Genomic DNA, 25,286 nt, shown 5'->3' on the forward strand with positions numbered 1-25,286 from the left:
CATCACCCCTCTTCTGTTACCCCGCTTGAAACTTCCGAATACTGTCAGATTTCTTGAATAACCGGGAGAATCATCGGACTGCGTTTGGTCTTGTGGAACAAGAAGTCGGAAACCGCGTCCTTGACTTTGGTCTTAATGGTGCCCCACTCCTTGATGTTGCGCTCCCGGCAGGAATCGAGAACGTCGCTTGCAATCTTGCGCACCTCGTTCATCATGTCCTCGGCCTCTCTGACATAGACAAAGCCTCGGGAAACCACGTCGGGTCCGGAGACCACCTGGCCGGTGGCCCGGTCGATGGTGGCGACGATGACGAGCAGGCCGTCCTCGGACAGATGGCGGCGGTCTCTGAGCACAATGGAGCCGACGTCGCCCACGCCCAGACCGTCCACCATGACCTTGCCCGCGGGCACGCTGCCGGCAAACTTGGCGTCCACCCCGTCGAGCTCGATGATTTTACCCAGCTCTGGCAGGATGATGTGGTCCTTAGGGATACCCATGCTCAGGGCCGTTTCCGCGTGTTTTTTCAGATGCTTATATTCTCCGTGGACCGGGATGAAAAATTTCGGGCGGGTGAGCGCCATCATCAATTTCTGTTCATCCTGGCAGGCGTGGCCCGAAACGTGGACCTCGTACATTTTCTCATAGATGACGTCGGCTCCCAGACGCATCAGCTCGTTGACCACCCGGTTGACCGTCTTCTCATTGCCCGGGATGGGGTTGGCGGAGATGATAATAAAGTCCCGGGAGCTGATGGAGACCTTGCGGTGGTCGCCCATGGCCATCCGGCTTAGCGCCGACATAGGCTCGCCCTGGCTGCCGGTGGTGATGAGCACGATCTGGTCGTCCCGGTAGCGGGGGAGCATATCGATATCGATAAGGATGCCCTCGGGGATGGTGAGATACCCCAGCTCCACGGCCTTACCCACCACGTTAATCATGCTGCGTCCGGAGACGGCGATCTTGCGCTGGTAGCGCACGGCGGCGTTGACGATCTGCTGGACCCGGTGAATGTTGGACGCGAAGGTGGCGATGATGATTCTCTGCTTCTCCGCGCGCTTAAACAGCGGGTCAAAGGACTCGCCCACCTTGCTCTCGGTCTCGGAGCTGCCCGGACGCTCGGAGTTGGTGGAGTCGGCCAGCAGCGCCAAGACGCCCCGGCTTCCCAGCTCCCCGAAGCGGGCCAGGTCGATGATTTCGTTTTCGATGGGGGTGTAGTCCACCTTGAAGTCGCCGGTCTGTACCACCACGCCCGCCGGGGTGTGGATGGCCAGCGCGCAGGCGTCGGCGATGGAGTGGTTGACGTGGATAAATTCCACCGACATGCAGCCCACCTTGACCACATCCCGGGGTTTGACCACATTGAGTTTGGCTTTACCCAGCAGGCCATGCTCCTTGAGCTTGCCTTCCACCAGTCCCAGGGTCAGCTTGGTGCCGTAGATGGGCAGGTTGACCGTCTTGAGCAGGTAGGGGATGCCGCCGATGTGGTCCTCGTGTCCGTGGGTGATCATGACGCCGCGGATTTTATCTTTATTTCTTTCCACATAGGTAAAGTCGGGGATGACCACATCGACGCCGGGCATCTCCTCGTCGGGGAAAGCTAAGCCGCAGTCGACGATGAACGCGTCGTTGCCGCATTCATACATGGTCATATTCTTGCCGATTTCCAATAGTCCTCCCAGCGGGATAATCCGCAGCGGCGTGCGGCGGGATTCCCGGGGTTCCTTTTTGGCCCCACCCTTGGCGCGGCCGGAATTTTGTTTTTTCGGGCGGCCCAGGATGCTTTCTTCCAACACCTCGAGCACCTCGGTCTTGGCGGTGTCCAGCTTGGCATAGAGCCCCGCGTCCTTGGCTTTCGGGGCGTTCTGCGCGGATTTTGCGGGCCGGTTCTGCGCCTTTGTCTTGGGCGCGGGCGCGCTCTTGGCGGAAGTCACCGCCGGTTTTGCCGCAGACGCCTTGGCCGGTTTTTTTGCCGCTCCACCGGACTTGAAAAAGGGTCTGCGCCCAGTCTTGTTGTTCTGTTCGTTCACGCTTTGTAACCTCCATTGTCTCAAAGCCGCTTTGAGCAAACACGCGCCATCATCAGGCCCTTTCCGCGGCCGGAACCAAACCGGCCGAAAAGGGATCTGAAGCGATGGACCCTATAGATCCTATATCTATCTAAACACTGTTGTTACTCTTTGCCAAAGCGTACTTTCCAGCCGTCAATTTTTCGGCTGTTTCATCGTTCTTTGGTATATTTTCCGTTCACAATCCATGGGGGAAGAGTTTACCGCCGTTTTCTTCCGGCGTTCCACACAAAACCATCCCCAAAAAGCTAACCGTTCATTTGACCAAGGGGCTTCTCTCCCCGATTTATGAGAGAATCTTCCTGAAAATCGTCATTTTCTATAAAAGTCCTTTGTCAAATCTCAATATACTCTTTTCAATTGTAAACTGAATCCTTTCCACTGTCAAGTTTCTTCTTTCCCAGAAGCTCCTCAAAACCGGCGCACAGCTCCTTGGCCGTCTCGCTGCTGGCGGCCTCCGCCATGATCTTGATGCGGTTGCCCATCTTGCTCGGGCGCAGCAGCACCACGCCCTCCGGGCGGTGGAGGACGATGCCCTCCCCCAGCTCTTCCGCTTCCTCCCGCAGCTCCTTGAGAAGCGCCCCGGGGTTGCTCTCACAGGGGACCTGTACCGACGCCTGGGAAAACTCTGGCACACTGGCGGCGGCCGCCGCCGGGCTGATCCGCTGGATGTGGAGGAGGGAAAGGAACTTGATCGCCGTCATCAACGGGTCCCTCGTCCAGTGCTGGGAATAGGCGAGCTCCCTTGCCTCCTCGTCGCTTTTATCCGCCGGACAGCTGAGATACCGCTGGATGCTCCCACCCTGCCGGCGGGCCACCTCGTCGAGAATCCGGGGCGCGTCAAAGCCCACGGCGATGTCCCGGCCCTGCTGCATCTCGAAAGCGGCGCACACGCAAAGCAGGTGCACGCTGTCAAACTCGATGCCGCCCGCTCTCACGGTAGCCTTTTCCCCGTCTTCAGAGATTTCCAACACCACCGCGCCGTCGTTCTCACTGTGCTGGGCGCCCAGCTTGCGCAGCACGTCCCACACCATCTGGTGCAGCGCCGTGTTCTCGCAGATGAGGTTTATTTCCAGCCCCATCAGCCCATAGGGAGCGAAGCGGTAGAGCTCGTTTTTATAGATGGCCTTGACCCCCGTCATATCCATGACTTCCTGGTATTCTTCGGCGGGGGCGCGGCTGAAGTCCCCGCCCCGCAGGCACTGCTCCACCGCCCGCTCGGTCTGCCGGGGAGCGGTGATGCCGCCGTCGGCCACCATGCGCAGGACCGCCTTCTCCCCAACCTGGACAAAGAAACCCATTTTGAGGGAGGAGAATGCGCAGCAAAAGTCAAACTGGGGCCCAAAACAGGTGCCGAAATCGCAGGGCTGTCCCCCGGCGCCCAGGATGCCCGCGCAAAGGGCCCCCTTGAGGGCCTCGGCACAACGGCTGCCGTCGGTGCCCACCGCAATTTTGCCCCCCTGTTCCACCGTGGCGGCCGCCGCACCCAGCCGGGCGCAGAATTCCGGCGTGATCTCCACCCCCACGTCCCCGACGATGCCCTCGTCGTCGAAGTAGGCCCGGTGGGCGGCGCCGGTCTTGAGCGCGCCCTCCAGATGGGCGCCGTCCTCCACCCATTTGAGGGGCCAGACCTTGGCGTCGGGATGGAGCACCGCCCCTTCCCCGACTACGGCCCCGGCGCCCACCACCGCGTTTTCAAAGATCATGGCCCGCTTTTTGACCGACGCGCCGTCGCACACCACGCCGCCGGCCACTACGGCTTTCCGGTCCACGAAGCTCTCCTGCATCAGCACGCCGCCGGTGATGCGGCAGTTTTTCCCCACGGTGCAGCCGTGATCCAGGACCGACAGCCCCTCGATGACCGCGCCGTCGGCAATATGCACCCCTTCGCCGATATAGCAGGGCGGTGTCAGGTGATACTCCCCGATGGGGCGGGCTCTGGCGAAGATATTTCCCTCCTCATCCCGGTCCCCGTCCAACCGGCACCGGACCCGTCCGAGCAGAATGTCCTTCTGGCACTTGATAAAGGCGCCAATCTCCCCGATGTCGCACCAATAGCCCTTGTCCTCGCACACCATGATCTTGTCCCCCCGCTCAAGCATTTGAGGGAACAGATCCTTGGCAAAGTCGTAACTCTCCCCCTCGGGGATGAGGTCGAGACAGGCAGGGTTTAAAAGGTACACGCCGGTGTTGGCAAGATCAGTCACCGCCTGGGCAAAGCTGGGCTTTTCCAAAAAGCCCCGGACCTGACCGTCCTCGTCGGCGTCGATGAGGCCGTACTCGCAGGGGTTGTCCACCGCCTTGGCGACGATGGTGATGTCGGCCCCCCGCTCCTTGTGAAACCGGGCCGCCGCCTGCAAATCGAAGTCGCACACCGCGTCGCCGCTGACGACCAGCAGCGGCTCCCCCGCTTCCAGCTTCATTTTTCCTGCCGCCAGCTTGACGCTGCCCGCCGTACCCAGCGGCGCGTCCTCCCTGGAAAAGTCGATCTGCAGCCCCCGGTAGCGGCGGGTATAAAAATAGTCCTCGATCACTTCCGGCAGATACCTTAAGGTGATGACCGACTCTTTAACGCCGTGCTCCACCAATAAATCCATCATATACACGATGGCGGGCTTCCCGCACAGCCGCGCCATGGGTTTGGGCAAATTGCAGGTCAGGGGTCTGAGCCTGCTGCCCTCTCCGCCTGCCATAATCACTGCATTCATATTGCTGCTCCTCTCGTAAAGCGTGTGCTGCACCCAATTTTTGTGCAGTTCGTTTTACTAGTATTGACAGCGGCCCCTTCGTTTATATCGAACCCTCCAAAAAACGAGCCTTCGCCCTCTTTCGCCCCCATAAAAAAAGAGGAACTCCGTTTCTTTTCCCTGTATCCATAGAATTCTACTGGGAATTATAAAAACCGTGCCCTTCCCCCTTGTGAAAAACCGCCCGAAGAGGTATAATTTTACACGTCTACTACTGATGCTATGGGAGTGTATCCATGAACCAAAAACTGACCCAAGTTCATATCTATACCGACGGCGCCTGCTCCGGCAACCCCGGCCCCGGCGGCTGGGGCGCTATCCTGGAATGTGACGGCAACGTCAAGGAGCTTTCCGGCGGCGAACACCAAACAACCAACAACCGCATGGAGCTCATGGCCGCCATTGAGGCTCTATCGGCCCTCAAACGCCCCTGCCGGGTGGTTCTCACCACCGATTCCCAGTACTTAAAAAACGGCATCGACAAGGGCTGGGCCAAAAAGTGGAAGCAAAACGGCTGGATGCGCAGTGGAAACCAGCCCGCCCTCAACCCCGATCTGTGGGACAAGCTGCTCTCCCTCCTCGAAGTCCACCAGGTGGAGATCGTCTGGGTCAAGGGCCACGCCGGCCACCCCATGAACGAGCGGTGCGACCAGCTGGCCGTCGCCCAGAGTCAGAAGCACCGCTGACAGCATCCGGCAAAAAATTTTGCCGGGGGTATTGTAATCTCTACCAAATTGGTATATATTAAGATTGTAAGAAAAAACAAGGAATTCCGGCGGATTTCCGCCGAGGGAATAAGAAGTTTCACCGCAGCACGGCGGTGTGAAAGGAACGGCGATTCTATGAGCAGATTTGTGTACGCGGACAATGCCGCGACCACCAAAATAACACCCAATGTTCTCGACGCCATGATGCCCTGGCTGACCGAGGGCTACGGCAACGCGTCGAGCATCTACTCCAAGGGCCGGGAGGCGCTGAGAGCCCTCAACGAAGCCCGGGAGACGGTAGCCGCCGCCCTGGGGGCCCAGGCGGGGGAAATTTACTTTACCTCCGGCGGCTCGGAGGCGGACAACTGGGCCATCAAAGGGGTGGCCCACACCCTGGCCAAAAAGGGCAAGCGGCACCTAATCACCAGCGTCTTCGAGCACCACGCGGTACTACACACCATGGACTCCCTGCGCAAGGAGGGTTTTGAAATCACCCTCCTCCCCGTCACCGACAAGGGGCTCGTCCGGGTGGAGGACGTGGCGGCCGCCATCCGGGAGGACACGGCGCTTGTCTCCATCATGTACGCCAACAACGAGATCGGCACCATCCAGCCCATCCCCGAAATCGGGAAACTTTGCCGCGAAAAGGGCGTGCTCTTCCATACCGACGCGGTCCAGGCGGTGGGCAACGTCCCCATCGACGTGAAAGAGCAGAACATCGACCTGCTCTCCCTCTCCGGACACAAGCTCCACGCCCCCAAAGGGGTGGGCGCTCTGTATATCCGCAGAGGCATCGTCCTGCCCAACCTCATCGACGGCGGCGCCCAGGAGAAGTCCAAACGGGCGGGCACCGAGAACGTGGCGGGCATCGTGGGGCTGGCCGAGGCCATCCGCACCGCCTGTACCGACATCGAGGGCAGGGCCGCCCGGGTCAAGAAGCTTCGGGACCGGCTCATCGACGGCCTCCTCCCCATCCCCCGCTGCTGCCTTAACGGCGACCGGGAACATCGGCTCCCCGGCAATGTCAACATCTCCTTTGAGGGGGTGGAGGGGGAAGCGCTCCTGCTGTGGCTTGACCAGAACGGCATCTGCGCATCCTCCGGCTCTGCCTGCACCTCCGGTTCCCTGGACCCGAGCCATGTGCTCATCTCGCTCGGGCTGCCCCACGAGGTGGCCCACGGCTCCCTGCGGCTGACCCTGGGCGATTTTAACACCGTCGAGGACGTGGATTACATTCTCAGCGTGGTCCCCGGCGTCATCGAGCGCCTGCGGGCCATGTCCCCCCTCTGGGAGCGCATCATCGCCAATGAAAAATAGGACGCCCCAGGCGTCACCGATAGAAAACCCGACCGAAACCCATAGAAAGGATGAATACGATGCTCTATTCCGATAAAGTGATGGAACATTTCACCAACCCCCACAACGTGGGCGAACTGCCCGACGCCGACGGCATCGGCGAGGTGGGCAACGCCAAATGCGGCGACATCATGAAGATGTATTTGAAAATTGACGGCGGTAAAATCACCGACATCAAATTCAAGACCTTCGGCTGCGGCGCGGCCATCGCCACCAGCTCCATCGCCACCGACATGATCAAGGGCCAGACCATCGAGGACGCCCTGAAGCTGACCAACAAGGCGGTGGTGGAAGCGCTGGACGGCCTGCCCCCGGCAAAAATTCACTGCTCGGTGCTGGCCGAACAGGCGGTGAAGGCGGCGCTGGCCGATTACTACCGGCGGCAGGGCATCGACCCCACCCCCATCGTGGGCGACATCGGCGAGTGTGAAGCCTGCCATGTCTAAGAAAAAAATACTAGTGGCGCTCAGCGGAGGAGTCGACTCCTCCGCTTGCGTTTATCTGCTGCAAAAAGCGGGGTACGACGTGTCCGCCGTGGTCCTCGACCTCTCCGCCCCTCACGCCCAGGCGGTGGAAGCCGCAAGGGAGAGCGCCCAGGCGCTGGGGGTGGAGCTGCACGTGGTGCGAAACCACGAGGGCTTTGAAAAAAATGTGATCGCTCCATTTATGGCCGATTACCGGTCCGGGCGGACCCCCAACCCCTGCGTGATCTGCAATCCCACCGTCAAATTCCGCAGCCTCTGCCAAAAGGCGGACGAACTGGGCATCCGGGAGATTGCCACTGGCCATTACGCCGACATCGAGGAGCGAAACGGCCGTTTCCTCCTCAAAAAGGCGGGCTGTCTGGAGCGGGATCAGTCCTATATGCTCTACCGACTGGGACAGGACGTCCTGTCCCGGCTCGTGCTGCCGCTGAGCCATCTGCCCAAGGAGCAGGTCCGTCAGATCGCCGGAGAGGCGGGGCTTTCCTGCGCCTCCAAGCCGGACAGTCAGGAGATCTGCTTTATCCCCGACAACGACTACGCTTCCTATGTGGAGGCACGCACCGGCCCCATGCCGGCGGGGGACTTTATCTCCCCCGAAGGAAACATCTGCGGGCGGCACAAGGGGCTGCTCCACTACACCGTGGGCCAGCGCAAGGGCCTGGGCATCGCGCTGGGACGGCCGGTCTTCGTCAAAGAGATCGATCCCGTGGAGAACGTCGTCCGTCTGGCCGACGCCGGCGGTGAGTTTGCGAGCGGCGTCCTTCTCTCAGGACTGCGCTTTGTGCCCTTTGATTCCCTGGACGCCCCTCTGCGGGCCGGCGTTAAAATCCGGTCGGTGGCCAAAGAGGCCCCCGCCCTCCTGACGCCTCTGGATGACGGCCGCCTCCGTGTGGACTTTGATTCTCCCCAGAGAGCCCCGGCGCCGGGACAGTCCTGTGTCTTCTACGACGGGGATATGGTGGTGGGCGGCGGCTTTATTGACGCTTCCCTCTGAGAGCAAAAAGCGGTCTGGACCATGGTCCAGACCGCTTGCAATAGGCCGCCGTTTCGTTACGGCGGCTTTTATTCTTCCGAAGGAAACCAATGCGCAGGGCATCCGCGCTCGACGCGCTCCGCCCCTCATGCGCTAAAAAACAGCCGCTTTCTGCGGGGCTGTTTTTTGTTCCTATGCGCCCCTGTCCTGGCCGCTCTCCTCCATGGCGTCCAGCAGCTTGGCCCCTTTGACGCACTTGACCAAATAGTAGATGAGGGGCCCGAACAGTGCCAGCAGGAAAACCGGCAACGCCCAGCCGCTCAAATTTTTCTGGGCCATGCTGACCCTTAAAATCCAGGCAAACCAACTGACGATCACCAGCTTGACGACGCAGAGCATGGTCAGGGTCGTCCGGTAGACAAAGTCACGATTTTTCTGTGTCACTTCCACCGGCATGTTCCAAATCTTCGGGAAACGGTTGACCATCGTTAGCAGCAGATAGACGCCCGCCTCGATGGCGAGAAATACGAGCAGAGAGCTTTTGCTGCCCCAGGAATCAACCTCCCCCGAAAAGCCAAAATGGGTGGGAATTTTGTCCGGGATGCCACTCCAGCTGATGAGCATCCACAGGGCGGTCAGTACCACGACCGCAAGCGACAAAATTTCCATGACCTTCTGTCCGGTGGTATAGGTGAGCTTTTCTTTCATGGCTCCCTCTCCTCTCCGCTCGCTTATTTAAATTTTCTCCATCATACGGCGCTTTTATAAAAAATGCAAGATCTTTTCCATAAAATTGTCTGCCGCCTTTTTGGGGAAAAGGTACACACAAGCGCGATACGCGCGCACATTTGAAGGAGCCGCAAAACGCGGCGGCGCTCGGACGCAGGCAGTTATCCTATATGGCCTAACGGTGGCGCCGATGACAAAGGGCAAATAAAAAAGCGATGCGGCCAAGCGGCTGCATCGCTTTGTTTACGTTTTCCTTATTCAGCGGTTTCGGGAGCGGGCTCCTCAGTCTCGGCGGCCTGCTGCGCGAATTCCAACATGGACTGCATGTCCTCTTGGGCGGCGGCTTCCTGAGCGGCAACCTCCTGCTCCTCGATCAGCGCACGCATGGACAGGCTGATTCTCTTCTTTTCGAAGTCGATGTCCGTGATCTTGACGTCGACCTCCTGGCCGATGGAGAGCACATCCTGAGGCTTATTGATTCTCTCGTTGGAGATCTGGGAGATATGGATGAGGCCGTCGATGCCCGGGATGATCTGGGCAAAGGCGCCAAAGGCGGTCATGGAGACGATCTTCACCTTGCAGACAGTGCCCACCGGGTAATCTCTCTTGAGGATTTCCCAAGGATTGTCCTCGGCCTTCTTGAAGCCCAGGGAGATCTTCTTGTTCTCAGCGTCGATGTCCTTAATGTAGACTTCCAGAACGTCGCCCACATTGCAGACCTCGGAGGGATGTTTAATCCGGCTCCAGGACAGTTCGGAAATATGAACCATGCCGTCCACACCGCCAAGATCGACGAATGCACCATAGGAGGTCAGGGATTTGACGGCGCCGTGGTAGACTTTGCCCACCTCGACTTCGCTCCAGAATTTCTCTTCCAAAGCTTTTCTCTGCTCTCTCAGGACGGCGCGGATAGAACCGATGGCGCGGCGGCGCTCAGGTTTGACTTCCAGAATCTTAAAGCTGACCGGCTTTCTCAGCAGGTCTTCCAGGCTGTCGTTTCTGCTGGCAGTGGCCTGGGAGGCGGGAATGAAGACGCGCACGCCGCCCGTGGTGGCGATGACGCCGCCCTTGACCACTTCGACGACGACACCCTCCAGGATTTCGCCGGTCTCGGCGGCCTCGCAGATCTTCTCAAACCCCGCGATAGCATCATAGCGGCGTTTGGACATCATGACAGTGCCTTCCACGTCGTTGACGCGGACAACGATCAGGTTGATCTCATCGCCCTTTTTGACGATGTCTTCCGGCTTGGCGGTGGGGTCGTCGGTCAGCTCATGCAGCGGCACATAGCCGGCGTGCTTGGTGCCGATGTCCACCGAAATCTCATTGGGCGCAATGCCAGTGACAATACCGGTTACCTTCTCTCCATTATATGTACTTTTGAGGGACTGTTCGAGAGCCTCCTCAAAATTCACATCTTCTTCGATGTTATTGTTGTTCAGAATCTCACTCATGGTTAATTGTACCTCCTTAATTATAAAAGCCGGTGTTGATGCTCCGGCAGTAACGCCAACCTTGATCTTGCCGCCGAAATCATACGCATACAGTTCCTTCGCCGTCTCTATCAAAACGGTATCGCAGATCGAGCTGCATATATCAAACAGCTTTAACGTGTTAGAGCTGTGACGTCCACCGACAACTATCATTAAGTCCGACTTTTCGGCCAGGGAAACCGCTTCCTCCTGCCGTCTAGCCGTAGCACTACATATTGTATCAAAAATCTTGAGGTTTGTATATACTTTTTTCGCCATTTCTACGGATTTTTCCCACACCTTTTTGTTAAACGTGGTCTGGGAAACCAAAATGACGGGTTTTTCACAAAGTTCAGGCACATTTTCGGCTATTTCCTGCAATTTTTCCGGTGTTTTGAAGACGTAAACCGGTCCCCGGCAATGCCCGCAGATGCCCTGGACCTCGGGGTGCTCCGGGTCACCTGCCACCAGGATGACAGCGCCCTCTTTCGAGTGTTCGGCAACGATCTGGTGGATTTTTGCCACAAAGGGGCAGGTGGCGTCGGCCATACCGAGCCCCGCCTTCTCAATCTGCTCGTAGACCTCCCCGGCGACCCCGTGGGAGCGGATGATGAGCGTCGCGTCCCGGGGCGCGTCCTCCACCCTACCGGCGATCCTCACACCCTTTTGGGAGAGTTCCTCCACCATCTGGGGATTGTGGATGATCGGTCCCAACGTGCAGACCTGTTTTCCCGCGTCCAGGGCCTCATAGACCATATCTACCGCCCGCTTGACGCCAAAGCAAAAGCCCGCGGTCTGCGCCACTGTGATTGGCATGCGTTCCCCTCCTGTTTCTCTTCTTCATGGTAAACTTGTCCGCCGGCGTTTGTCCCCGTCCTCCGTTGGGAGAAAACACGCCCTCTGGTTTTATCGCCCGCCTGCCGGCCGCCGGAAATTCCGCCCACGGCGCGGGGGAGAAACGGCGCAATCCGGCTTTATTCCACCGGGTCCAAATTCTCCACAATCCGTTCCATGATGAGGGCGCTCGCGTGTTTGAGCTGGGAGGGCACTAGGGCCGTGATGCCCAGCTCCTCGTTTTTGATCACCTTCCCGATGCGAATGGTTACCCCGCACCGGAAGCTAAGCTTCTTTCCAAAGCTGATACTCACGGGTAGGATGTCCGCCCCCGTCTGGAAGGCCAGCATGGCCGCGCCGGACTTCGGCCGCAGGGGCTTGCCGTCTTTCGAGCGGGTCCCCTCCGGGAACATGACCATGGCGTTGCCCCCCTTGAGGATGGAGATGGCCGTATCGATGGCCGCTGTGTCCCCCTTGCCCCGCTCGATGGGGAAGGCCCCCAGGTGCCGGATGACCAAACCGAACAATGGGTTGCGAAACAGCTCCGCCTTGGCCATGAAGTGGAGCTGGTGCGGTGTCGCCCCGCCTACAAATACGGGGTCGGCATTGGTGCGGTGGTTGGCGCACAGGAGATAACCGCCTTTGGGCGGTATATTCTCCTTTCCCTCAGTTCTTACCTTATAAAACCAGCCCAGCGTCGTACAGGCAAGCGCCCTCGCAAAGGTATAAAAGCTCATGATGCTCTTCCGCGGGACTTCGGCCCCGCTCTCCCCTTCTCTATTTTCTTGCGGCCAGATGTCCGGCCACCAGGTCCTTAACCGCCTGGATACTCTCTTTTAAATCCATGTCGGTGGTGTCCAGGAGCAGGGCGTCGGAGGCCTGCTTGAGAGGCGCCACCGCCCGGTGGGAATCGTTGTAGTCCCGGGTGATGACGTCCCGCAAAATGTCGTCGTAGGAGACTTTCTCCCCCTTGGCCGCATGCTCGTCAAAGCGGCGGCGTGCCCTGGCCTCCGGCGACGCGGTGAGAAAAATTTTGACGTCGGCGTCGGGCAGCACCACCGTACCGATGTCCCGCCCGTCCATGACCACATTGTGCTCTTTTGCCATGTCGCGCTGCAAGTCAAAGAGGAAATCCCGCACGGCCGGGATGGCCGACACCCCCGACGCCGCCATCGCGATCTCCGGGGTGCGGATGAGATCGCTCACATCCTCCCCATTGAGGAAGACCCGCTGGGTCCCCTCCACAAACTTAAGTTCCAGCCGAATGCCGGGCAGCAGCGGCGTCACCTGGGCCCCGTCGGTGTAGTCCTTGCCCTTTCGCACGGCATAGAGCCCAATGGAGCGGTAGAGGGCGCCGGTGTCCACATAAATAAACTGTAATTCCTGGGCCACCGCCCGAGCGATGGTGCTCTTGCCCGCTCCGGCGGGCCCGTCAATGGCAATCGCTTTCATATATTTACTCCCCCAAGCTCAATTTTATCCCCTTGGATGTCTCTCCGCTAAAGGCGGGGAAAGGCGGAGGGCCGTCCCCTCTTTTCAGACATGGGTCCCGGCGGCAAAGCCGGTGGAAAACGCGATTTGCAAATTAAAACCGCCGGTGTAGGCGTCAAGGTCCAGCACCTCGCCGGCAAAGTAGAGCCCCCGGCAGAGCTTCGACTGCATGCTCTTGGGGTCCACCTCCCGGACGCTCACCCCGCCCGCCGTCACGATGGCCTCGTTGAGAGGCCGGAATGCCTTGGGGGTGATGGCGAAGCCTTTGATGAGCTCCACCAGTCCCCGCCGCTCCTCCCGGGTGATCTGATGCACCTTGCGAGTCCCTTCCACACCGGAAAGGCGGACCACAACGGGTATCATCTTCCGGGGCAAAAGATCCCCCAGGGAATTAAAAAAGTCCTTATTTTTATATTTTTCAAAGTCCCGCAGCAACCGGGCGTCCAGTTGCTCGGGGCTCAGTCCCGGTTTTAAGTCGATGTGCAGGCGATACTCGTCCATCTTCTCGTCGTCGATATGGGAGGAGGCGGAGAGGACCAGCGGCCCCGACACACCGAAGTGGGTAAAAAGCATCTCCCCCAGTTCACTGTACACCTTTTTCTTTCCCTTTGTCACCGAAAGGGTCACATTTTTAAGGGAAAGCCCCTGCATCTCTTTGCAAAATTCCTCTTTGGTCTCGATGGGGATGAGGGAGGGCCGAATGCGGGCGACGGTGTGGCCCAGCATTTTACTGAGCTTGTATCCGTCTCCGGAGGAACCGGTGCCCGGATAGCTCTGGCCGCCGGTGGCGAGAATTACATCCGTACAGGGGATGCGCTCCCCGTCTTCCAGCACCACGCCTTCCACCCCGTCTTCTCCCGCCTGGATGCGTGCCACCCGCCCGGTGCGGTATGGCACACCTGCGTCCGACGCGAAGGAGGACAGCGCGTCCACAATATCGGCGGCGCTGTCCGACACCGGGAAGACCCTGCCCCCCCGCTCGGTCTTGAGGGGGACGCCCCGGCCCTCAAAGAAGGCCATGGTGTCGGCGGTGGAAAATCCGGCGATGGCGGAGTAGAGAAACCGGGGATTGGAGCGCACGTTTTTAAGAAAGGTCTCGTTGTCGCAGTCGTTGGTCACATTGCACCGGCCCTTGCCGGTGATCATCACCTTGCGGGCGGGCCGGGCGTTTTTGTCGATGAGCAGCACGTCTTTTCCCCGCATGGCAGCTTGTCCGGCCGCCATGAGACCCGCGGCGCCCGCGCCGATCACCACTACTTTTTGCTTCATGGGCTTCCCCGCTTTCTATTCCAGGTTTTCGTCCTGGCCGTCCTCATCGTCGATCTTCTCGTAGACGTTGTATTCGTCCCAAATCCGCTCCAGCTTGGAGAAGGTGTTGGAAATTTCTTCTTTCTTTTTAAGCCCCACCGCCACGATGAGGGCGTTGATGAGGCTTAAAGGGGCCACCAGGCTGTCCACAAAGGAGGCCATATCGCTGCGGGCCAGCAGCAGGTGGTCCGCCCCCTGGGCGATAGGGGACATGGGGCTATCGGTGATGGAAACCACAGTGGCGCCCATGTCGGAGGCGTATTTGAGTGCCTTGACCGTCCGCTTGGAGTAGCGGGGGAAGCTGATGCCGATAAAAATGTCCCCTTTGCCGATGCGCAGCATCTGCTCGAACATTTCGCTGGTGCTGGAAGTGTTGACCAGCCGCACGTTTTCAAACAGGTGGTTAAAATAAAAGCTCAAAAAGCCCGCCAGGGTGGCGGAGCTGCGGATGCCTAAGATGTAGATATTCTTGGCCTTGGCAATGTCCTCCACCGCGGCGGCGAAGTCCTCCTTGGACGTTTCCTCCAAGGTGCGGCGGATTTTTTCAATGTCGAAACCCAACACCTTTTCCAACACATCGGAGTTTCCAATCTGCTCGTTGGTGACCTCCATGCGCTGGACCGCCGTCAGCTTGTTGCGGATCATCTCCTGGATGTTGCGCTGCAACTGCGGGTACCCTTCAAAGCCCACCTCGGAGGCGAAGCGGACCACGGTGGATTCGCTGACTCCCACCGTCTGCCCCAGCTTGGATGCCGTCATAAAAGCGGCTTTGTCGTAATGCTCTATAATATAGCGGGCGATGAGCTTCTGTCCCTTGGAAAAGCTGGACATTTTGCTCTCGATCATCGCCAGTAAATCTACGCTCATGGTGTTCCTTCATCCTTTCCGGTATGCATCACGCAAGACGTCCTCCCTGCATCTAGCTGGGAGCCATTCTCTTGCGCTCTGCCGTTCCCTCTCATTTTAGCGGCTCACACTGCAAAAAGCAAGACCATCCCGGACATTTCTCCGCAAAAAATGCAGGAAACAAAAAGTCTCCTGCATTTTTAAGGAAAGGGGAACGAAACAGCCATCCCGATCATTTGAGGAGAGGCTGAATCTGCACGTTTTTAAGCGCCATTTCAATGGTGGACGCGATTTGGCTAAAGTCCGCCACCAAGGAGGACGGCTTGTGGATGTGATCGTCCTGTTCATAGGGCACAAAGTAGATGTATTTGGCATTTTGCAGCATGCCGATATTCTTAGCCGAGGCGCCCAAGCCGTCGTTGGTGGACACGGCGATGACCACCGGCCGGGCGTTGCGGATATGGGCTTTGGCCGCCATGGTGACGCTGGAATCGGTGATACCGCAGGCAAGTTTTCCCAAGGTATTCCCGGTGCATGGAGCGATGACCAGCACATCCAGCAGCTTTTTCGGTCCGATGGGCTCCGCCCCGTCGATGGTGTGGATAATCTTCTTCCCCGTCATCTTCTCGATCTGGGCGATAAAGTCGGCAGCCTTACCAAAGCGGGTATCGGTGGCGTAGGAAAACTCCGACATAATGGGAACCACGTCATAGCCCGCGTCCACCAAAGCTTTCATCTGGGGCAGCACCTTGGAGAAGGTGCAAAACGACCCGCAGATAGCGAATCCTGTTCTAATCTTTTCCATCTGTTTCCCTCCTCTCGGCAATCATGTTGACAATTGTGTTTTTGATAATTTCGCCGGCCGTCACAGGAGCGGCCTTGCCGGGCAGGGACAGCGCCCAGATGGTTTTGAGCCCCAATTGTTTGGCGGTGTCAAAGTCAACGCCTCCGGGCTTGGAGGCTAAATCCACCACCAGGCATCCGGGATCCAGGCGGGAGAGCATCTTCCGGGGCAGCACCACGGCGGGCACAGTGTTGACCACCACGTCCTGCTTGCCGATGACAAGCCCCAAATCGGAGATATGGACCCCTTCGCAGCCGTAGATCTCGGCCCAGGCCAAATCCCCATACTTTCTCGCCGATACCGTCACCTTGGCGCCCATGGCGGTGAGGATTCTCACCAGTGCCTTGGAAATCCGGCCAAATCCGGTCACCAGAATATTACGGCCATAGATGGTGGTGGGTAGTTCCCGCAAAATAATTTCCACCGCGCCCTCCGCAGTCGCTTGGGCGTTATGTACCGCGAATTCCTCCCGTTTGAAATAGTCCTCCACGGGATGGCCCGTTCTTTCAAAGACAGCCTGTGTATTTTCATCCACCCGCCCGCCAAAAACCAGGCACTCCGCCGGCAGCATTTTGGCGCATTGGGTCAGCTCCAAAGTGTGTTCGGAGAGGGGCGTGTTCACTGTTTTTCCATCGAGTGTCATGGGCAGCGGGAATACGACCGCGTCGCAAAGCAGCAGTGCGATGTCCGCCCGGTCGGCCGCGATGATGCCCTCAGGCAGCTCCACGCCGGCGTCGAACCCCACAGCATACACGGTATATCCGCTCTGTACAAATGCTTGGGCCAGATATACCTGCCTCAGGTCGCCTCCCACCACCGTAATTGTCTTCATCTCTTTCACAGGGGAAACCTCCAGCCGCTCATTCAGTCATGTTTGCTTCCATAGAAAATCCGTCCCGGCCTGGGCGCCGTCTCAAACGGGCTGGGCTGGGACTTCTCAGTAACGGGACAAGTGCCCCATGGTCATTCGCTTGTGGTCCGGCCCCGCAAAAGCGGCGGGACCTACGGCGGCAAGCCTTCCGGACCCGGCTGGGATATTGTGGTACACATCACCCCGCCGCGACGGATCTTTCCGAGCAAAAGCCTTCCCGAGATTTTCTTCTATATCCTATGAAGTCCAGGCTCAACGAGTTCCCACTTTTTCCCCCACCTGCCGGTGGAGGGCTACGCGAATTTGGTTTGCTCTGCGACATCGGCGCGACACCTGCGTTTTTGTCGCGAACGATGTCGTGGTGCGCCGCCTGCCGGCGGGGGCCAGCTTCCGCTGAGGGATGACGCGACTTTGGACTGCTTCGCATCATCGGTACAACACCCACGCCGCCTGCCGGCGGGGGCCAGCTTCCGCTGGGGGATGACGCGACTTTGGTTTGCTCCGCATCATCGGTACAACACCCACGCCGCCTGCCGGCGGGGGCCAGCTTCCGCTGGGGGATGACGCGACTTTGGTTTGCTCCGCATCATCGTGGCGGCACCCGCGCCGCATGCCGGTGGGGGTCCAGCTTCCGCTGAGGGATGATGTGAACCTAAAGGTCAGCTTGGCGCGCGCTCGGTCTGCAACGCGGCAGTGTTGCGTCGCACGCTCTACCGTTGCGGCCGACGCAACAAGCGCGCAAAAAAGCAGCCGCTTCCTAGCGGCTGCTTTTTATTCTACTTATTTATGAGAGGGGCGGCGGGCTAGGACTGGCGGTGCTCCTGTTCAGCTTCCTCTTCCAGTAGCGCCAAATGCTCCTCATACTTTTGCAGGATCATGCCCTCCAGCAGTTGACGGGCCTCGGGGGTGATGGGATGGACGATGTCCCGGAAGGTCCCGCTCTCCTCGCGGCGGCTGGGCATGGCGACGAAGAGCCGTTCCGGGCCCTCGATCACCTTGATATCGTGGACAGCCAGATCGTTGTCCACCGTAATGGAGACCAGGGCTTTGAGCCGGGTATCCTGGTAAATTCTGCGGATGCGAATGTCTGTGATATTCATGGCAATTTTCCTTCCTTTGTCAAGTCTTGCGTGCATTTACAAAGTTAATATGCGGCATTTGCGCCCCCCTTATGCATTTTTACGGAAGGTTTTCTGGAAAAATGTATCACACACAGCCGCATCCTCATTCAATTCTATTCGAAAGACGGGCAATTCCAAAAAAGTGCAGAAAAGTGTTTATTTTACTGCCAAAAAACAATATAATAGGAAAGGCGCGGAAACTCGTTCCGCTATCTATCCACAAGAAAGGCTTGGATGAAATTATGGCAAAAGTGACCCACGCGGATATTCACATATTAAAAGGAAAAAAACATCTGCATTTCATCGGCATCGGCGGCTCCGGCATGTATCCGCTGGTGCAGATTCTCCACAGCAAGGGCTATTATATCACCGGCTCCGACAACAACGAGACCGACACCCTGGCCGCCGAGCGGGCGCTGGGCATCCCGGTCTTCATGGGACAGAGAGCTCAAAATATCGAGGGCGCGGACCTGATTGTCTACACGGCGGCCATCATGGCCGACAACCCCGAGCTCATCGCCGCCATGGCCTCCGACGTACCCGCCATCGAGCGCTCGGTGCTCCTTGGCATCGTCACCGGCCAGTATGACAACGCAATCTGCGTCAGCGGCACCCACGGCAAGACCACCACTACCTCCATGATTACCCAGATTCTGGTGGAGGCAAACCTCGATCCTACTGCCGTCATCGGCGGTAAGCTTCCCCTTATCGGCGGCAGCGGACGGGTGGGCGGCAGCGATACCATGGTGTGCGAGGCCTGCGAGTTCGTGGACACCTTCTTAAAGCTCTATCCCGACATCGCCGTCATCCTCAATGTGGACGCCGACCATCTGGACTATTTCGGCACGTTGGAAAATATCATCAAGTCCTTCCACAAGTTTGCCTCCAACGCCACCAAGGCGATCTTGGTCAACGGCGACGATGCCAACTCCCTCAAAGCCTTGGAGGGCCTCGACAAAACAGTCATCACCTTTGGCCGAGGAGAGCACAACGATTACATCGCCAAAAACAGCCGCATCATCTCGGAGCGGCACACCGAGTTCGAGCTGTGGAGTAAGGAGGAGGGTTTCCTCACCCGCATCACCCTGGCCGTGCCCGGCGAGCACAATATCCTCAATGCCACGGCGGCGGCCGCCGCCTCCTTCTTGGCCGGAGCCTCCCCCGCCCAGGCCGCCGGGGGGCTCTCCCACTTCGGCGGTGCCAAGCGCCGGTTTGAGATTCTCGGCCAGGTGCGGGGCGTCACCATCGCCGACGATTACGCCCACCACCCCGCCGAAATCAAAGTGACCTTGGAAGCCGCCAAGGGAATGCACTACAAAAAGGTGTGGGCGGTGTTCCAGCCCTTCACGTACTCCCGCACCAAGATGCTCTTAGACGACTTTGCCTCCACCCTCGCCATCGCCGATCGGGTGGTGCTCTCTGAGATCATGGGGTCCCGTGAGAAAAACACCTACAACATCTTTGCCAAGGACCTGGCCGACAAGATCGACGGGTGCGTGTGGTTCCCGGAGTTCCCCGAAATTGCCGAGTACGTCATGAGCCACGCCGAGGAAGGCGACCTGGTCATCACGCTGGGGTGCGGCGACGTCAACAAATGCGCCAAGATGATGCTGGAAATGTAAAATCGAATGCTGTGAGCCGCGGGTCAAAGGACCCGCGGCTTTTCCTTTTGCCTTCCGATTGATCATATATATCTACCATTATATTTATAACATTAGATATATACGTCTGTCAATGCCAATATTATCATTGTATCATTTAGTTATCGCGGAGACTAAAGGAGCAAAATACAATGAACGATCAATCCTATGGACATATCGAGATCAGGCTCAATGAAATTATTAAACGCAAAGGCCTGAGCAAAAACAAAGTCATGCAGCGAGCAGAATTGCAAAGTGCACAGCTAAAAAGCTATGGCAATGGCGATATTCAGCGTTTGGATATGGCCATACTGTCCCGCCTGTGTTACGTCCTCGACTGCTCCATTGCCGATTTGCTCGAATACATTCCACCGGAGAAAAAATGAGGGCACCCCTTGTCAGTCCAAAAAGCCAGCCGCAAATGCGGCTGGCTTTTTATGGCCCCCACCGGTAGGTGGAAAAAACAAGCGCCCGGAATTTCCGGGCGCCGTTGAGGGCACTGTGAAGTTTACAGTAAAGCGTCAGGGACTTACGCGGCCGCGCCGGCGTGTTATTAGCCGCACGGCGGCCCGAAAGGGGTCTCATTTTACGTCCGACGCTTTATGTATCCTCAGTAGCGCCGCTGATCGTCTGGCAAGCCAAAACTGATAGAAAGAGCCTTGTTGATCGGTTCCATCGCACCGTCATCCAGCCTCCCCATTTTTTCCTTGAGCCGTCTTTTATCGATGGTTCTGATCTGTTCCAGAAGTACGACCGAATCACGGGATAGCCCGCATTGATCGCCTCTGACGTCGATATGGGTGGGAAGTTTTGATTTTTCCTTCTGGCTGGTGATGGCGGCTGCGATAACGGTGGGGCTGTAACGGTTCCCCACGTCGTTTTGTACGATGAGTACCGGACGCATGCCGCCCTGCTCGGAACCGACCACAGGACTCAGGTCCGCATAGTAGATATCGCCTCGTTTGACAGTCACGCTACACTCACGCTCCGCCTATGATTTACTCGGATGCATCCTGAGTCTATTGTTCCCCCGAGCAAAGCGCCTTAATCACGGCATGGAAAAATTTTTCTCCGGCACGTCCGCTTTGGCCTTCGCTCGGGGTCCCGTTCTTATCATATTGTGAAGCGTGTCTTTTTGACCGCGAAAAAGCCCCGGCGTTAGGACGTCGGGGCTTTTCTTTACTGCAAAAAGGTAAAGTTTTCAAAGCTGATATCCAGTTCCTCCCCCGGAACCTGGATATTTAAAATATTTCCGCTCTTCGCATCCAACCGCATGGTGAACTGAAAGCTCTGCTGGGTGGAGGTGATTTGCACCGCATCTTTTTCCACCGCGATATCCACCCCGTTTTTCTCCGCCGCCGTCTGGATGGCCTTGACCAGCATCTTGACCGCCGCGCCGCCCACCGCGGAATTGGGGTCCAAATCCACGTGGAAGCCCTTGTACCCGATGCCCAGCTTTTCGCCGGAGAGGCTAAACTGCATGCCATTTAAGTTTTCAGGGGCCGTAAAGTCCAGCACACAGGTGCCGTCGGCCTTCTTGACCTGAGCCTCGGCCTCGATGCCTTTGTATTTGATTTTAGCCGTGGAGGCAAAGTCGGTTTGGAGCTTTTCACTCACCTGCTCCTCACTGAGCCGGGAGCCGCCCCCCTCCGCCGGCGATTTTCCACATCCTGCGAGCATTGACGTCATGAGCAAGAGGCTCAAAAGCAAACAAGCAATCCGCTTCATTGTGCACAAATCTTCCTTTCGCCTTCACCTCGGCAACAAATTTGACGAAAGCCGCTTTGCTCACCATTCGCTTCCTCCCGCCGGGGATTTGTTGGACGGTGGCCCCCATTTTTCGGAGGGCACCGGCGTTCCCATTCCCGATGGCCGCTGTCTCTCGCTTCGGAGTCCCCATTCTCAGCGGAAGGAGTCCCGTTATTCGGAGACACCGGTATTGCCGCTCCCGGTAGAAACTGTCTCCCGCTTTCTCAGTGGACACAGTCGTCCCCGCTCTCGAGAAGCACACTCTCTCGTTTCGGATTTTCAGCTCCCCCCGGACGCTATCTCCCGTTTTCCGCAAAGATGGCGGCCAAGTCGTTTAGGATATCGGTGGGGAGCATGGCGTACTGGGAGAGGCGCGCTGCACAGCGGTCCGCCGCATAGCCGTGGAGGAATACGCCGCAGGCCGCGGCGACGTCGGCGGGCAGGCCCTGGGCCAAGAAGGAGGCGATCATACCGGCCAGGATGTCCCCGCTGCCGCCCTTGGAGAGCCCGGGGTTTCCGGTGGTATTGATATAGACCTTTCCTTCCGGCGAAAAGACCAGGGTGTTGTGGCCCTTGAGCACCAGGGTGACGCCGTACTCCTTGGCAAAGGCGGCGCCGATCTCCATGCGGTTCGCTGCGATTTCGGACACGCTGCGGCCGCAAAGGCGGGACATCTCCCCCGGATGGGGCGTCAGGATGAGGGGCGCTTTGGCTTTCTTTATTATATCTATGTCTTTTGCCAGCGCATTTATACCATCCGCGTCCACAACCATGGGACAATCCGCTTTTATGATGACGCCCCGGGTCAGTTCGACCGTGTCCTCATCGAGGCCCAAGCCGCACCCAATGAGGCAGGCGTCGCTTTTGGAAAGGCGCTCCAGGACGATGGGCAGATTCTGGGCGGAAATCCGGCCGTCGGCGTTCTGGCACAGGGGCAGGAAGAGGGACTCGGTCAGCCGGACGGAAACCGGGATGGTCAATTCCCCCACCGTGCCCAGGGTGACGAGACCCGTACCGCACCTAAGGGCGCTTAGGGCGGACATGATGGCGGCCCCGCACATCCCCACGCTGCCGCAGAGGTTGAGCAGCCGCCCATAGGTCCCCTTGTGGGAGTTGGGAGGCCGCTTTTTGAGGTGGGAAAAGACAAATTCCTTGGTCAAATGAACATGGCTGAGACTCACTTCCCCGTGGACCCGCGGGTCAATGCCGATGTCGGTGAGTACCACCTCGCCGCAGTAAGACGCCGCTTCCATCAGGAAGTGGGCGGGCTTATAACAGTCAAAGGTGACGGTACAGTCGGCCCACACCGCGTCCGACGCTACCCGGCCGGTATTGGCCGCCACGCCACTGGGGATATCCACCGCGAAGACCCTCCCCTTTCCTTCCCGCAGCAGTCCGGAGAGCTTTTGGGTCTCCGGGTCCAGCTCCCCGTGAAAGCCGGTGCCGTAGACGGCGTCCACCGCCAAGTCGCAGTCCCGGGCCCATTGCTCGATAAGCTCCCGGTTCTCTTCATACCGTACGATCCCTACGCCGTCCTCCCTGGCCCGCTCGTACATAGTGATGGCGTCGGGGGTGGCCGGCTCCCCGTGAAGCAATGCCACCAACAGCTCCGCCCCAGCGTCCTTGAGGTTCTTTGCCACCACAAAGCCGTCGCCGCCGTTGTTGCCCCTACCGCAGAGAATCAGGCACCGTTTTCTTTTGACGTCCATTCGATCCAATATAACCCGGGTGACGCCATCCCCGGCGTTTTGCATCAGACTCAGGTAGGTCTGTCCATAGGGGATGGAACCCGCCTCAATTTGTTTCATTTCCTGTGATGTGGCAATGGCCATGTTATTTTTCCTCCTGATTGGATGATTCTTCAGTGTAGGCGATGACGACGCAAACCGCGTAGGCCTTCGTGTGGCTCATGGAGACGGAAAAGCGCAGCCCCATTCGGCGGGCGAGGGCCTCCGCCCGGCCGGTGAGATGAAGGTAGGGCCGCCCTAACGTGTCCCGCAGGGCGGACACCTCCCGCAAAGCAAAGCCCCGCACGCCGGTACCCAGCGCCTTGGCAAAGGCCTCCTTGGCCGCGAAGTTGGCGGCGATGGTGGGGAGCGGCTCTTTCTTCCCCGCAAAGAGGGCCCGCTCCTCCGAAGAAAAGACCCGCTCCATGAAGTGCTCCCGGTGGGAACACCGCCCCATTCGTTTGATTTCTATCAGATCAATGCCGGAACAAAGCATAGCCGCACCCTCCTTTTTCACTGGTATTATTATACCACATCTTTTTCCCGCTTTATCCGGGAAACCCGCTGTTTTCCCCGCAAAATCCAGAAAAAAGCCCTTGCAAAGGGGAAAAAGTTGTGCTAAGATGAAACTCAAACGCAATGACTGAGAGAGTACGTTCCTTTGCCGGAGCAGAGAGGGCTGGCCATCGGCTGAAAGCCGGTCCATCGGAATCGGGGAACCGAAGTTCACTCACGAGCGGCGGCGCTGAAACCATCGGGTAAGTAGGCGCCGACGGGTTATGCTCCGTTACAAGGCGGCTGAGTGTTTGCTCTTATGCAAAAATCCGGGTGGTACCGCGGAATCGCTTTGTGCGCTTTCGTCCCTGTTTCTATGGGGATGAAGGCGTTTTTTTATTCCAGCTGCCGCTGGAGGTAAACACGCCCTCGACCTACTCCGAACCGCTGACCGCTTTGGCACGCGCTGGCGTACAGACGGGACATCGCGCGCGTTCCAGCTGCCGCTGGAGGTAAACGCGCCCTCGGCCTACTCCGAACCGCTGACCGCTTTGGCACGCGCTGGCGTACAGACGGGACATCGCGCGCGTTCCAGCTGCCGCTGGAGGACATCGCGCTCCCGGCTTACGCCGCGCCGCAGCCTCTCTGGCACGCGCTGGCGTTCCGATCAAGCGCGTGCCCCGCAACCAGCCGCAAAAAGCGAGAGTCATGACCCGCCACACAAGGCAGACAATGAAAAATATAGATGAGGTGAAACAAATGAAAGAAGCGTTACAATCCATCCGGCAGCAGGCGGAGGAGCTTCTCCACGCCGCGCAGGATATGAAAGAAATCGACGCCCTGCGCGTCCGGTTTCTGGGCAAGAAGGGGGAGCTGACCGCCATCCTCAAACAGATGGGCAAGCTTTCCGCCGAGGAGCGCCCGGTCATCGGGCAGCTGGCCAACGACGTCCGCGCCAAAATCGAGGGGGCCATCGCGGCCCGGAACGAGGAGCTCAAGGCCTCCCAGCTCGACCGCCAGCTCGAAAGCGAAAAGCTGGACGTCACCATGCCGGGCAAACGGCATCCCCTGGGCAAAAAGCACCCCCTGACCCTGGTTCTCGACGAGGTTAAGGAGATCTTCTTAGGCATGGGCTTTGACGTGGCCCAGGGCCCGGAGGTGGAGCTTGACTACTACAACTTTGAAGCCCTCAACATCCCGAAGAACCATCCGGCCCGGGACACCCAGGACACCTTCTACATCGACGAGAACACGGTGCTGCGCACCCAGACTTCCCCGGTGCAGGTGCGTGTGATGGAGAAGCAGAAGCCCCCCATCCGCGTCATCGCCCCCGGACGGGTCTACCGCTCCGACGCGGTGGACGCCACCCACTCCCCTCTCTTCCATCAGATCGAGGGACTCGTCGTCGATAAGGACGTGACCATGGCCGACCTCAAGGGCACACTGGAAGTCTTTGTCAAGCGCCTCTACGGGGAGGACAGCGTGGTGCGTTTTCGTCCCCACCACTTCCCCTTCACCGAGCCGTCGGCGGAACTGGACGTCCAGTGCTTTGCCTGCCATGGCGAGGGCTGCCGGCTGTGTAAGGGCGAGGGCTGGATTGAGTTGTTGGGCTGCGGCATGGTGCACCCCAAGGTGCTCTCCATCTGCGGCATCGACCCGGAGGAGTATAGCGGCTTTGCCTTTGGCATGGGCCTCGAGCGCATCGTTATGCGCCGCTTCGGCATCGACGACCTGCGGCTGTTCTATGAAAACGACCTGCGCTTCCTCAACCAGTTCTAATAAGTGACTTTCCCCTACGGCCCCAAATTCATCCGCTGGGGTCAAG

22 protein-coding genes and 1 other annotated feature are annotated in these 25,286 nt (G+C 58.5%); of the genes, 7 read left to right on the plus strand and 15 right to left on the minus strand.

All coding sequences use genetic code 11. The features are described from left to right. Positions 1-44: 44 nt before the first annotated feature. Together H8709_RS04450 and H8709_RS04455 are read right to left on the minus strand one after the other, a co-directional pair. Positions 45-2,027, minus strand: coding sequence for a ribonuclease J (locus H8709_RS04450; protein WP_262397163.1), 1,983 nt, complete (start codon positions 2,025-2,027; stop codon positions 45-47). Between the two features lie 395 nt (positions 2,028-2,422). Beyond that, entirely contained in the window at positions 2,423-4,774 is a 2,352-nt protein-coding gene (locus H8709_RS04455; protein ID WP_262397164.1) for a sugar phosphate nucleotidyltransferase, read from the minus strand. A 275-nt stretch (positions 4,775-5,049) separates the two neighbouring features. On the opposite strand from H8709_RS04455, the gene rnhA reads away from it, so the two are divergent. From rnhA to mnmA, 4 genes are all read left to right on the plus strand, one after another. Continuing rightward, positions 5,050-5,499: a ribonuclease HI gene (rnhA, locus tag H8709_RS04460; RefSeq protein WP_262397165.1), complete on the plus strand. Its 450-nt coding sequence runs from the start codon at positions 5,050-5,052 to the stop codon at positions 5,497-5,499. Between the two features lie 156 nt (positions 5,500-5,655). Further along, positions 5,656-6,837, plus strand: a complete 1,182-nt coding sequence (nifS, locus tag H8709_RS04465) for a cysteine desulfurase NifS (RefSeq protein ID WP_262397166.1) — start codon at positions 5,656-5,658, stop codon at positions 6,835-6,837. A gap of 59 nt (positions 6,838-6,896) precedes the next feature. After that, entirely contained in the window at positions 6,897-7,322 is a 426-nt protein-coding gene (nifU, locus tag H8709_RS04470; RefSeq protein WP_262397319.1) for a Fe-S cluster assembly scaffold protein NifU, read from the plus strand. Next, positions 7,315-8,355, plus strand: coding sequence for a tRNA 2-thiouridine(34) synthase MnmA (gene mnmA, locus H8709_RS04475; RefSeq protein ID WP_262397167.1), 1,041 nt, complete (start codon positions 7,315-7,317; stop codon positions 8,353-8,355). The genes nifU and mnmA overlap by 8 nt, the downstream gene beginning before the upstream one ends. A 171-nt stretch (positions 8,356-8,526) precedes the next feature. On the opposite strand, the gene H8709_RS04480 is transcribed toward mnmA, so the two are convergent. The 9 genes from H8709_RS04480 to spoVG form a co-directional block, all read right to left on the minus strand. Beyond that, the gene (locus H8709_RS04480; RefSeq protein ID WP_262397168.1) at positions 8,527-9,042 is read right to left on the minus strand and encodes a DUF1648 domain-containing protein; all 516 of its coding nucleotides are present in this window, start codon (positions 9,040-9,042) and stop codon (positions 8,527-8,529) included. 275 nt (positions 9,043-9,317) lie between these two features. Next, positions 9,318-11,351, minus strand: a complete 2,034-nt coding sequence (locus H8709_RS04485; protein ID WP_262397169.1) for a bifunctional 4-hydroxy-3-methylbut-2-enyl diphosphate reductase/30S ribosomal protein S1 — start codon at positions 11,349-11,351, stop codon at positions 9,318-9,320. Positions 11,352-11,509: 158 nt separating this feature from the next. Beyond that, positions 11,510-12,106 carry a lysophospholipid acyltransferase family protein gene (locus H8709_RS04490; protein WP_262397170.1) on the minus strand — a complete coding sequence of 199 codons (597 nt, stop codon included), beginning with the start codon at positions 12,104-12,106 and terminating at the stop codon, positions 11,510-11,512. A 40-nt stretch (positions 12,107-12,146) separates the two neighbouring features. Beyond that, complete coding sequence (gene cmk, locus H8709_RS04495; protein ID WP_262397171.1) at positions 12,147-12,821, minus strand: (d)CMP kinase; 675 nt, start codon at positions 12,819-12,821, stop codon at positions 12,147-12,149. A gap of 84 nt (positions 12,822-12,905) precedes the next feature. Next, positions 12,906-14,129, minus strand: a complete 1,224-nt coding sequence (locus tag H8709_RS04500; RefSeq protein ID WP_262397172.1) for a BaiN/RdsA family NAD(P)/FAD-dependent oxidoreductase — start codon at positions 14,127-14,129, stop codon at positions 12,906-12,908. 15 nt (positions 14,130-14,144) lie between these two features. Further along, a complete protein-coding gene (locus tag H8709_RS04505; RefSeq protein WP_262397173.1) occupies positions 14,145-15,035 on the minus strand; it encodes a MurR/RpiR family transcriptional regulator in 891 nt (296 codons plus the stop codon). Positions 15,036-15,246: 211 nt separating this feature from the next. Beyond that, positions 15,247-15,819 (minus strand): dipicolinate synthase subunit B, encoded by a 573-nt coding sequence (locus tag H8709_RS04510; RefSeq protein WP_262397174.1) that lies wholly within the window; start codon positions 15,817-15,819, stop codon positions 15,247-15,249. Beyond that, entirely contained in the window at positions 15,806-16,690 is an 885-nt protein-coding gene (gene dpsA / locus H8709_RS04515; RefSeq protein WP_262397320.1) for a dipicolinate synthase subunit DpsA, read from the minus strand. Before dpsA ends, H8709_RS04510 begins: the two co-directional genes overlap by 14 nt. 842 nt (positions 16,691-17,532) lie before the next feature. Beyond that, positions 17,533-17,829, minus strand: a complete 297-nt coding sequence (gene spoVG / locus H8709_RS04520) for a septation regulator SpoVG (protein ID WP_262397175.1) — start codon at positions 17,827-17,829, stop codon at positions 17,533-17,535. A gap of 263 nt (positions 17,830-18,092) precedes the next feature. Between spoVG and murC the strand changes: the two genes are divergently transcribed. Together murC and H8709_RS04530 are read left to right on the plus strand one after the other, a co-directional pair. Beyond that, complete coding sequence (gene murC / locus H8709_RS04525; RefSeq protein WP_262397176.1) at positions 18,093-19,472, plus strand: UDP-N-acetylmuramate--L-alanine ligase; 1,380 nt, start codon at positions 18,093-18,095, stop codon at positions 19,470-19,472. 170 nt (positions 19,473-19,642) lie between these two features. Then, positions 19,643-19,876: a helix-turn-helix domain-containing protein gene (locus H8709_RS04530; RefSeq protein WP_262397177.1), complete on the plus strand. Its 234-nt coding sequence runs from the start codon at positions 19,643-19,645 to the stop codon at positions 19,874-19,876. Between the two features lie 224 nt (positions 19,877-20,100). On the opposite strand, the gene H8709_RS04535 is transcribed toward H8709_RS04530, so the two are convergent. From H8709_RS04535 to acpS, 4 genes are all read right to left on the minus strand, one after another. Continuing rightward, positions 20,101-20,463, minus strand: coding sequence for a type II toxin-antitoxin system PemK/MazF family toxin (locus H8709_RS04535; RefSeq protein WP_262397178.1), 363 nt, complete (start codon positions 20,461-20,463; stop codon positions 20,101-20,103). 206 nt (positions 20,464-20,669) lie between these two features. After that, positions 20,670-21,218 (minus strand): hypothetical protein, encoded by a 549-nt coding sequence (locus H8709_RS04540; protein ID WP_262397179.1) that lies wholly within the window; start codon positions 21,216-21,218, stop codon positions 20,670-20,672. Between the two features lie 317 nt (positions 21,219-21,535). Further along, positions 21,536-23,071, minus strand: coding sequence for an NAD(P)H-hydrate dehydratase (locus tag H8709_RS04545; protein ID WP_262397180.1), 1,536 nt, complete (start codon positions 23,069-23,071; stop codon positions 21,536-21,538). Between the two features lies 1 nt (position 23,072). Then, positions 23,073-23,462, minus strand: coding sequence for a holo-ACP synthase (gene acpS / locus H8709_RS04550; protein ID WP_262397181.1), 390 nt, complete (start codon positions 23,460-23,462; stop codon positions 23,073-23,075). Between the two features lie 134 nt (positions 23,463-23,596). Continuing rightward, positions 23,597-23,834: a binding site (T-box leader), on the plus strand. 386 nt (positions 23,835-24,220) lie between these two features. Here acpS and pheS point away from each other — a divergent pair. Continuing rightward, positions 24,221-25,240 carry a phenylalanine--tRNA ligase subunit alpha gene (pheS, locus tag H8709_RS04555; protein WP_262397182.1) on the plus strand — a complete coding sequence of 340 codons (1,020 nt, stop codon included), beginning with the start codon at positions 24,221-24,223 and terminating at the stop codon, positions 25,238-25,240. Positions 25,241-25,286: the final 46 nt, after the last annotated feature.

This window comes from Zongyangia hominis (assembly GCF_014385095.1).
GTDB lineage: Bacteria > Bacillota > Clostridia > Oscillospirales > Ruminococcaceae > Zongyangia > Zongyangia hominis.

Excerpts from the sequence above, each read along its gene's own strand:
- H8709_RS04455 (WP_262397164.1), bottom strand. The coding sequence starts at position 4,774 with ATGAATGCAGTGATTATGGCAGGCGGAGAGGGCAGCAGGCTCAGACCC.
- rnhA (WP_262397165.1), top strand. The coding sequence starts at position 5,050 with ATGAACCAAAAACTGACCCAAGTTCATATCTATACCGACGGCGCCTGC.
- nifS (WP_262397166.1), top strand. The coding sequence starts at position 5,656 with ATGAGCAGATTTGTGTACGCGGACAATGCCGCGACCACCAAAATAACA.
- nifU (WP_262397319.1), top strand. The coding sequence starts at position 6,897 with ATGCTCTATTCCGATAAAGTGATGGAACATTTCACCAACCCCCACAAC.
- mnmA (WP_262397167.1), top strand. The coding sequence starts at position 7,315 with ATGTCTAAGAAAAAAATACTAGTGGCGCTCAGCGGAGGAGTCGACTCC.
- H8709_RS04480 (WP_262397168.1), bottom strand. The coding sequence starts at position 9,042 with ATGAAAGAAAAGCTCACCTATACCACCGGACAGAAGGTCATGGAAATT.
- H8709_RS04485 (WP_262397169.1), bottom strand. The coding sequence starts at position 11,351 with ATGCCAATCACAGTGGCGCAGACCGCGGGCTTTTGCTTTGGCGTCAAG.
- H8709_RS04490 (WP_262397170.1), bottom strand. The coding sequence starts at position 12,106 with ATGAGCTTTTATACCTTTGCGAGGGCGCTTGCCTGTACGACGCTGGGC.
- cmk (WP_262397171.1), bottom strand. The coding sequence starts at position 12,821 with ATGAAAGCGATTGCCATTGACGGGCCCGCCGGAGCGGGCAAGAGCACC.
- H8709_RS04500 (WP_262397172.1), bottom strand. The coding sequence starts at position 14,129 with ATGAAGCAAAAAGTAGTGGTGATCGGCGCGGGCGCCGCGGGTCTCATG.
- H8709_RS04505 (WP_262397173.1), bottom strand. The coding sequence starts at position 15,035 with ATGAGCGTAGATTTACTGGCGATGATCGAGAGCAAAATGTCCAGCTTT.
- H8709_RS04510 (WP_262397174.1), bottom strand. The coding sequence starts at position 15,819 with ATGGAAAAGATTAGAACAGGATTCGCTATCTGCGGGTCGTTTTGCACC.
- dpsA (WP_262397320.1), bottom strand. The coding sequence starts at position 16,690 with ATGAAGACAATTACGGTGGTGGGAGGCGACCTGAGGCAGGTATATCTG.
- spoVG (WP_262397175.1), bottom strand. The coding sequence starts at position 17,829 with ATGAATATCACAGACATTCGCATCCGCAGAATTTACCAGGATACCCGG.
- murC (WP_262397176.1), top strand. The coding sequence starts at position 18,093 with ATGGCAAAAGTGACCCACGCGGATATTCACATATTAAAAGGAAAAAAA.
- H8709_RS04530 (WP_262397177.1), top strand. The coding sequence starts at position 19,643 with ATGAACGATCAATCCTATGGACATATCGAGATCAGGCTCAATGAAATT.
- H8709_RS04540 (WP_262397179.1), bottom strand. The coding sequence starts at position 21,218 with ATGAAGCGGATTGCTTGTTTGCTTTTGAGCCTCTTGCTCATGACGTCA.
- H8709_RS04545 (WP_262397180.1), bottom strand. The coding sequence starts at position 23,071 with ATGGCCATTGCCACATCACAGGAAATGAAACAAATTGAGGCGGGTTCC.
- acpS (WP_262397181.1), bottom strand. The coding sequence starts at position 23,462 with ATGCTTTGTTCCGGCATTGATCTGATAGAAATCAAACGAATGGGGCGG.
- pheS (WP_262397182.1), top strand. The coding sequence starts at position 24,221 with ATGAAAGAAGCGTTACAATCCATCCGGCAGCAGGCGGAGGAGCTTCTC.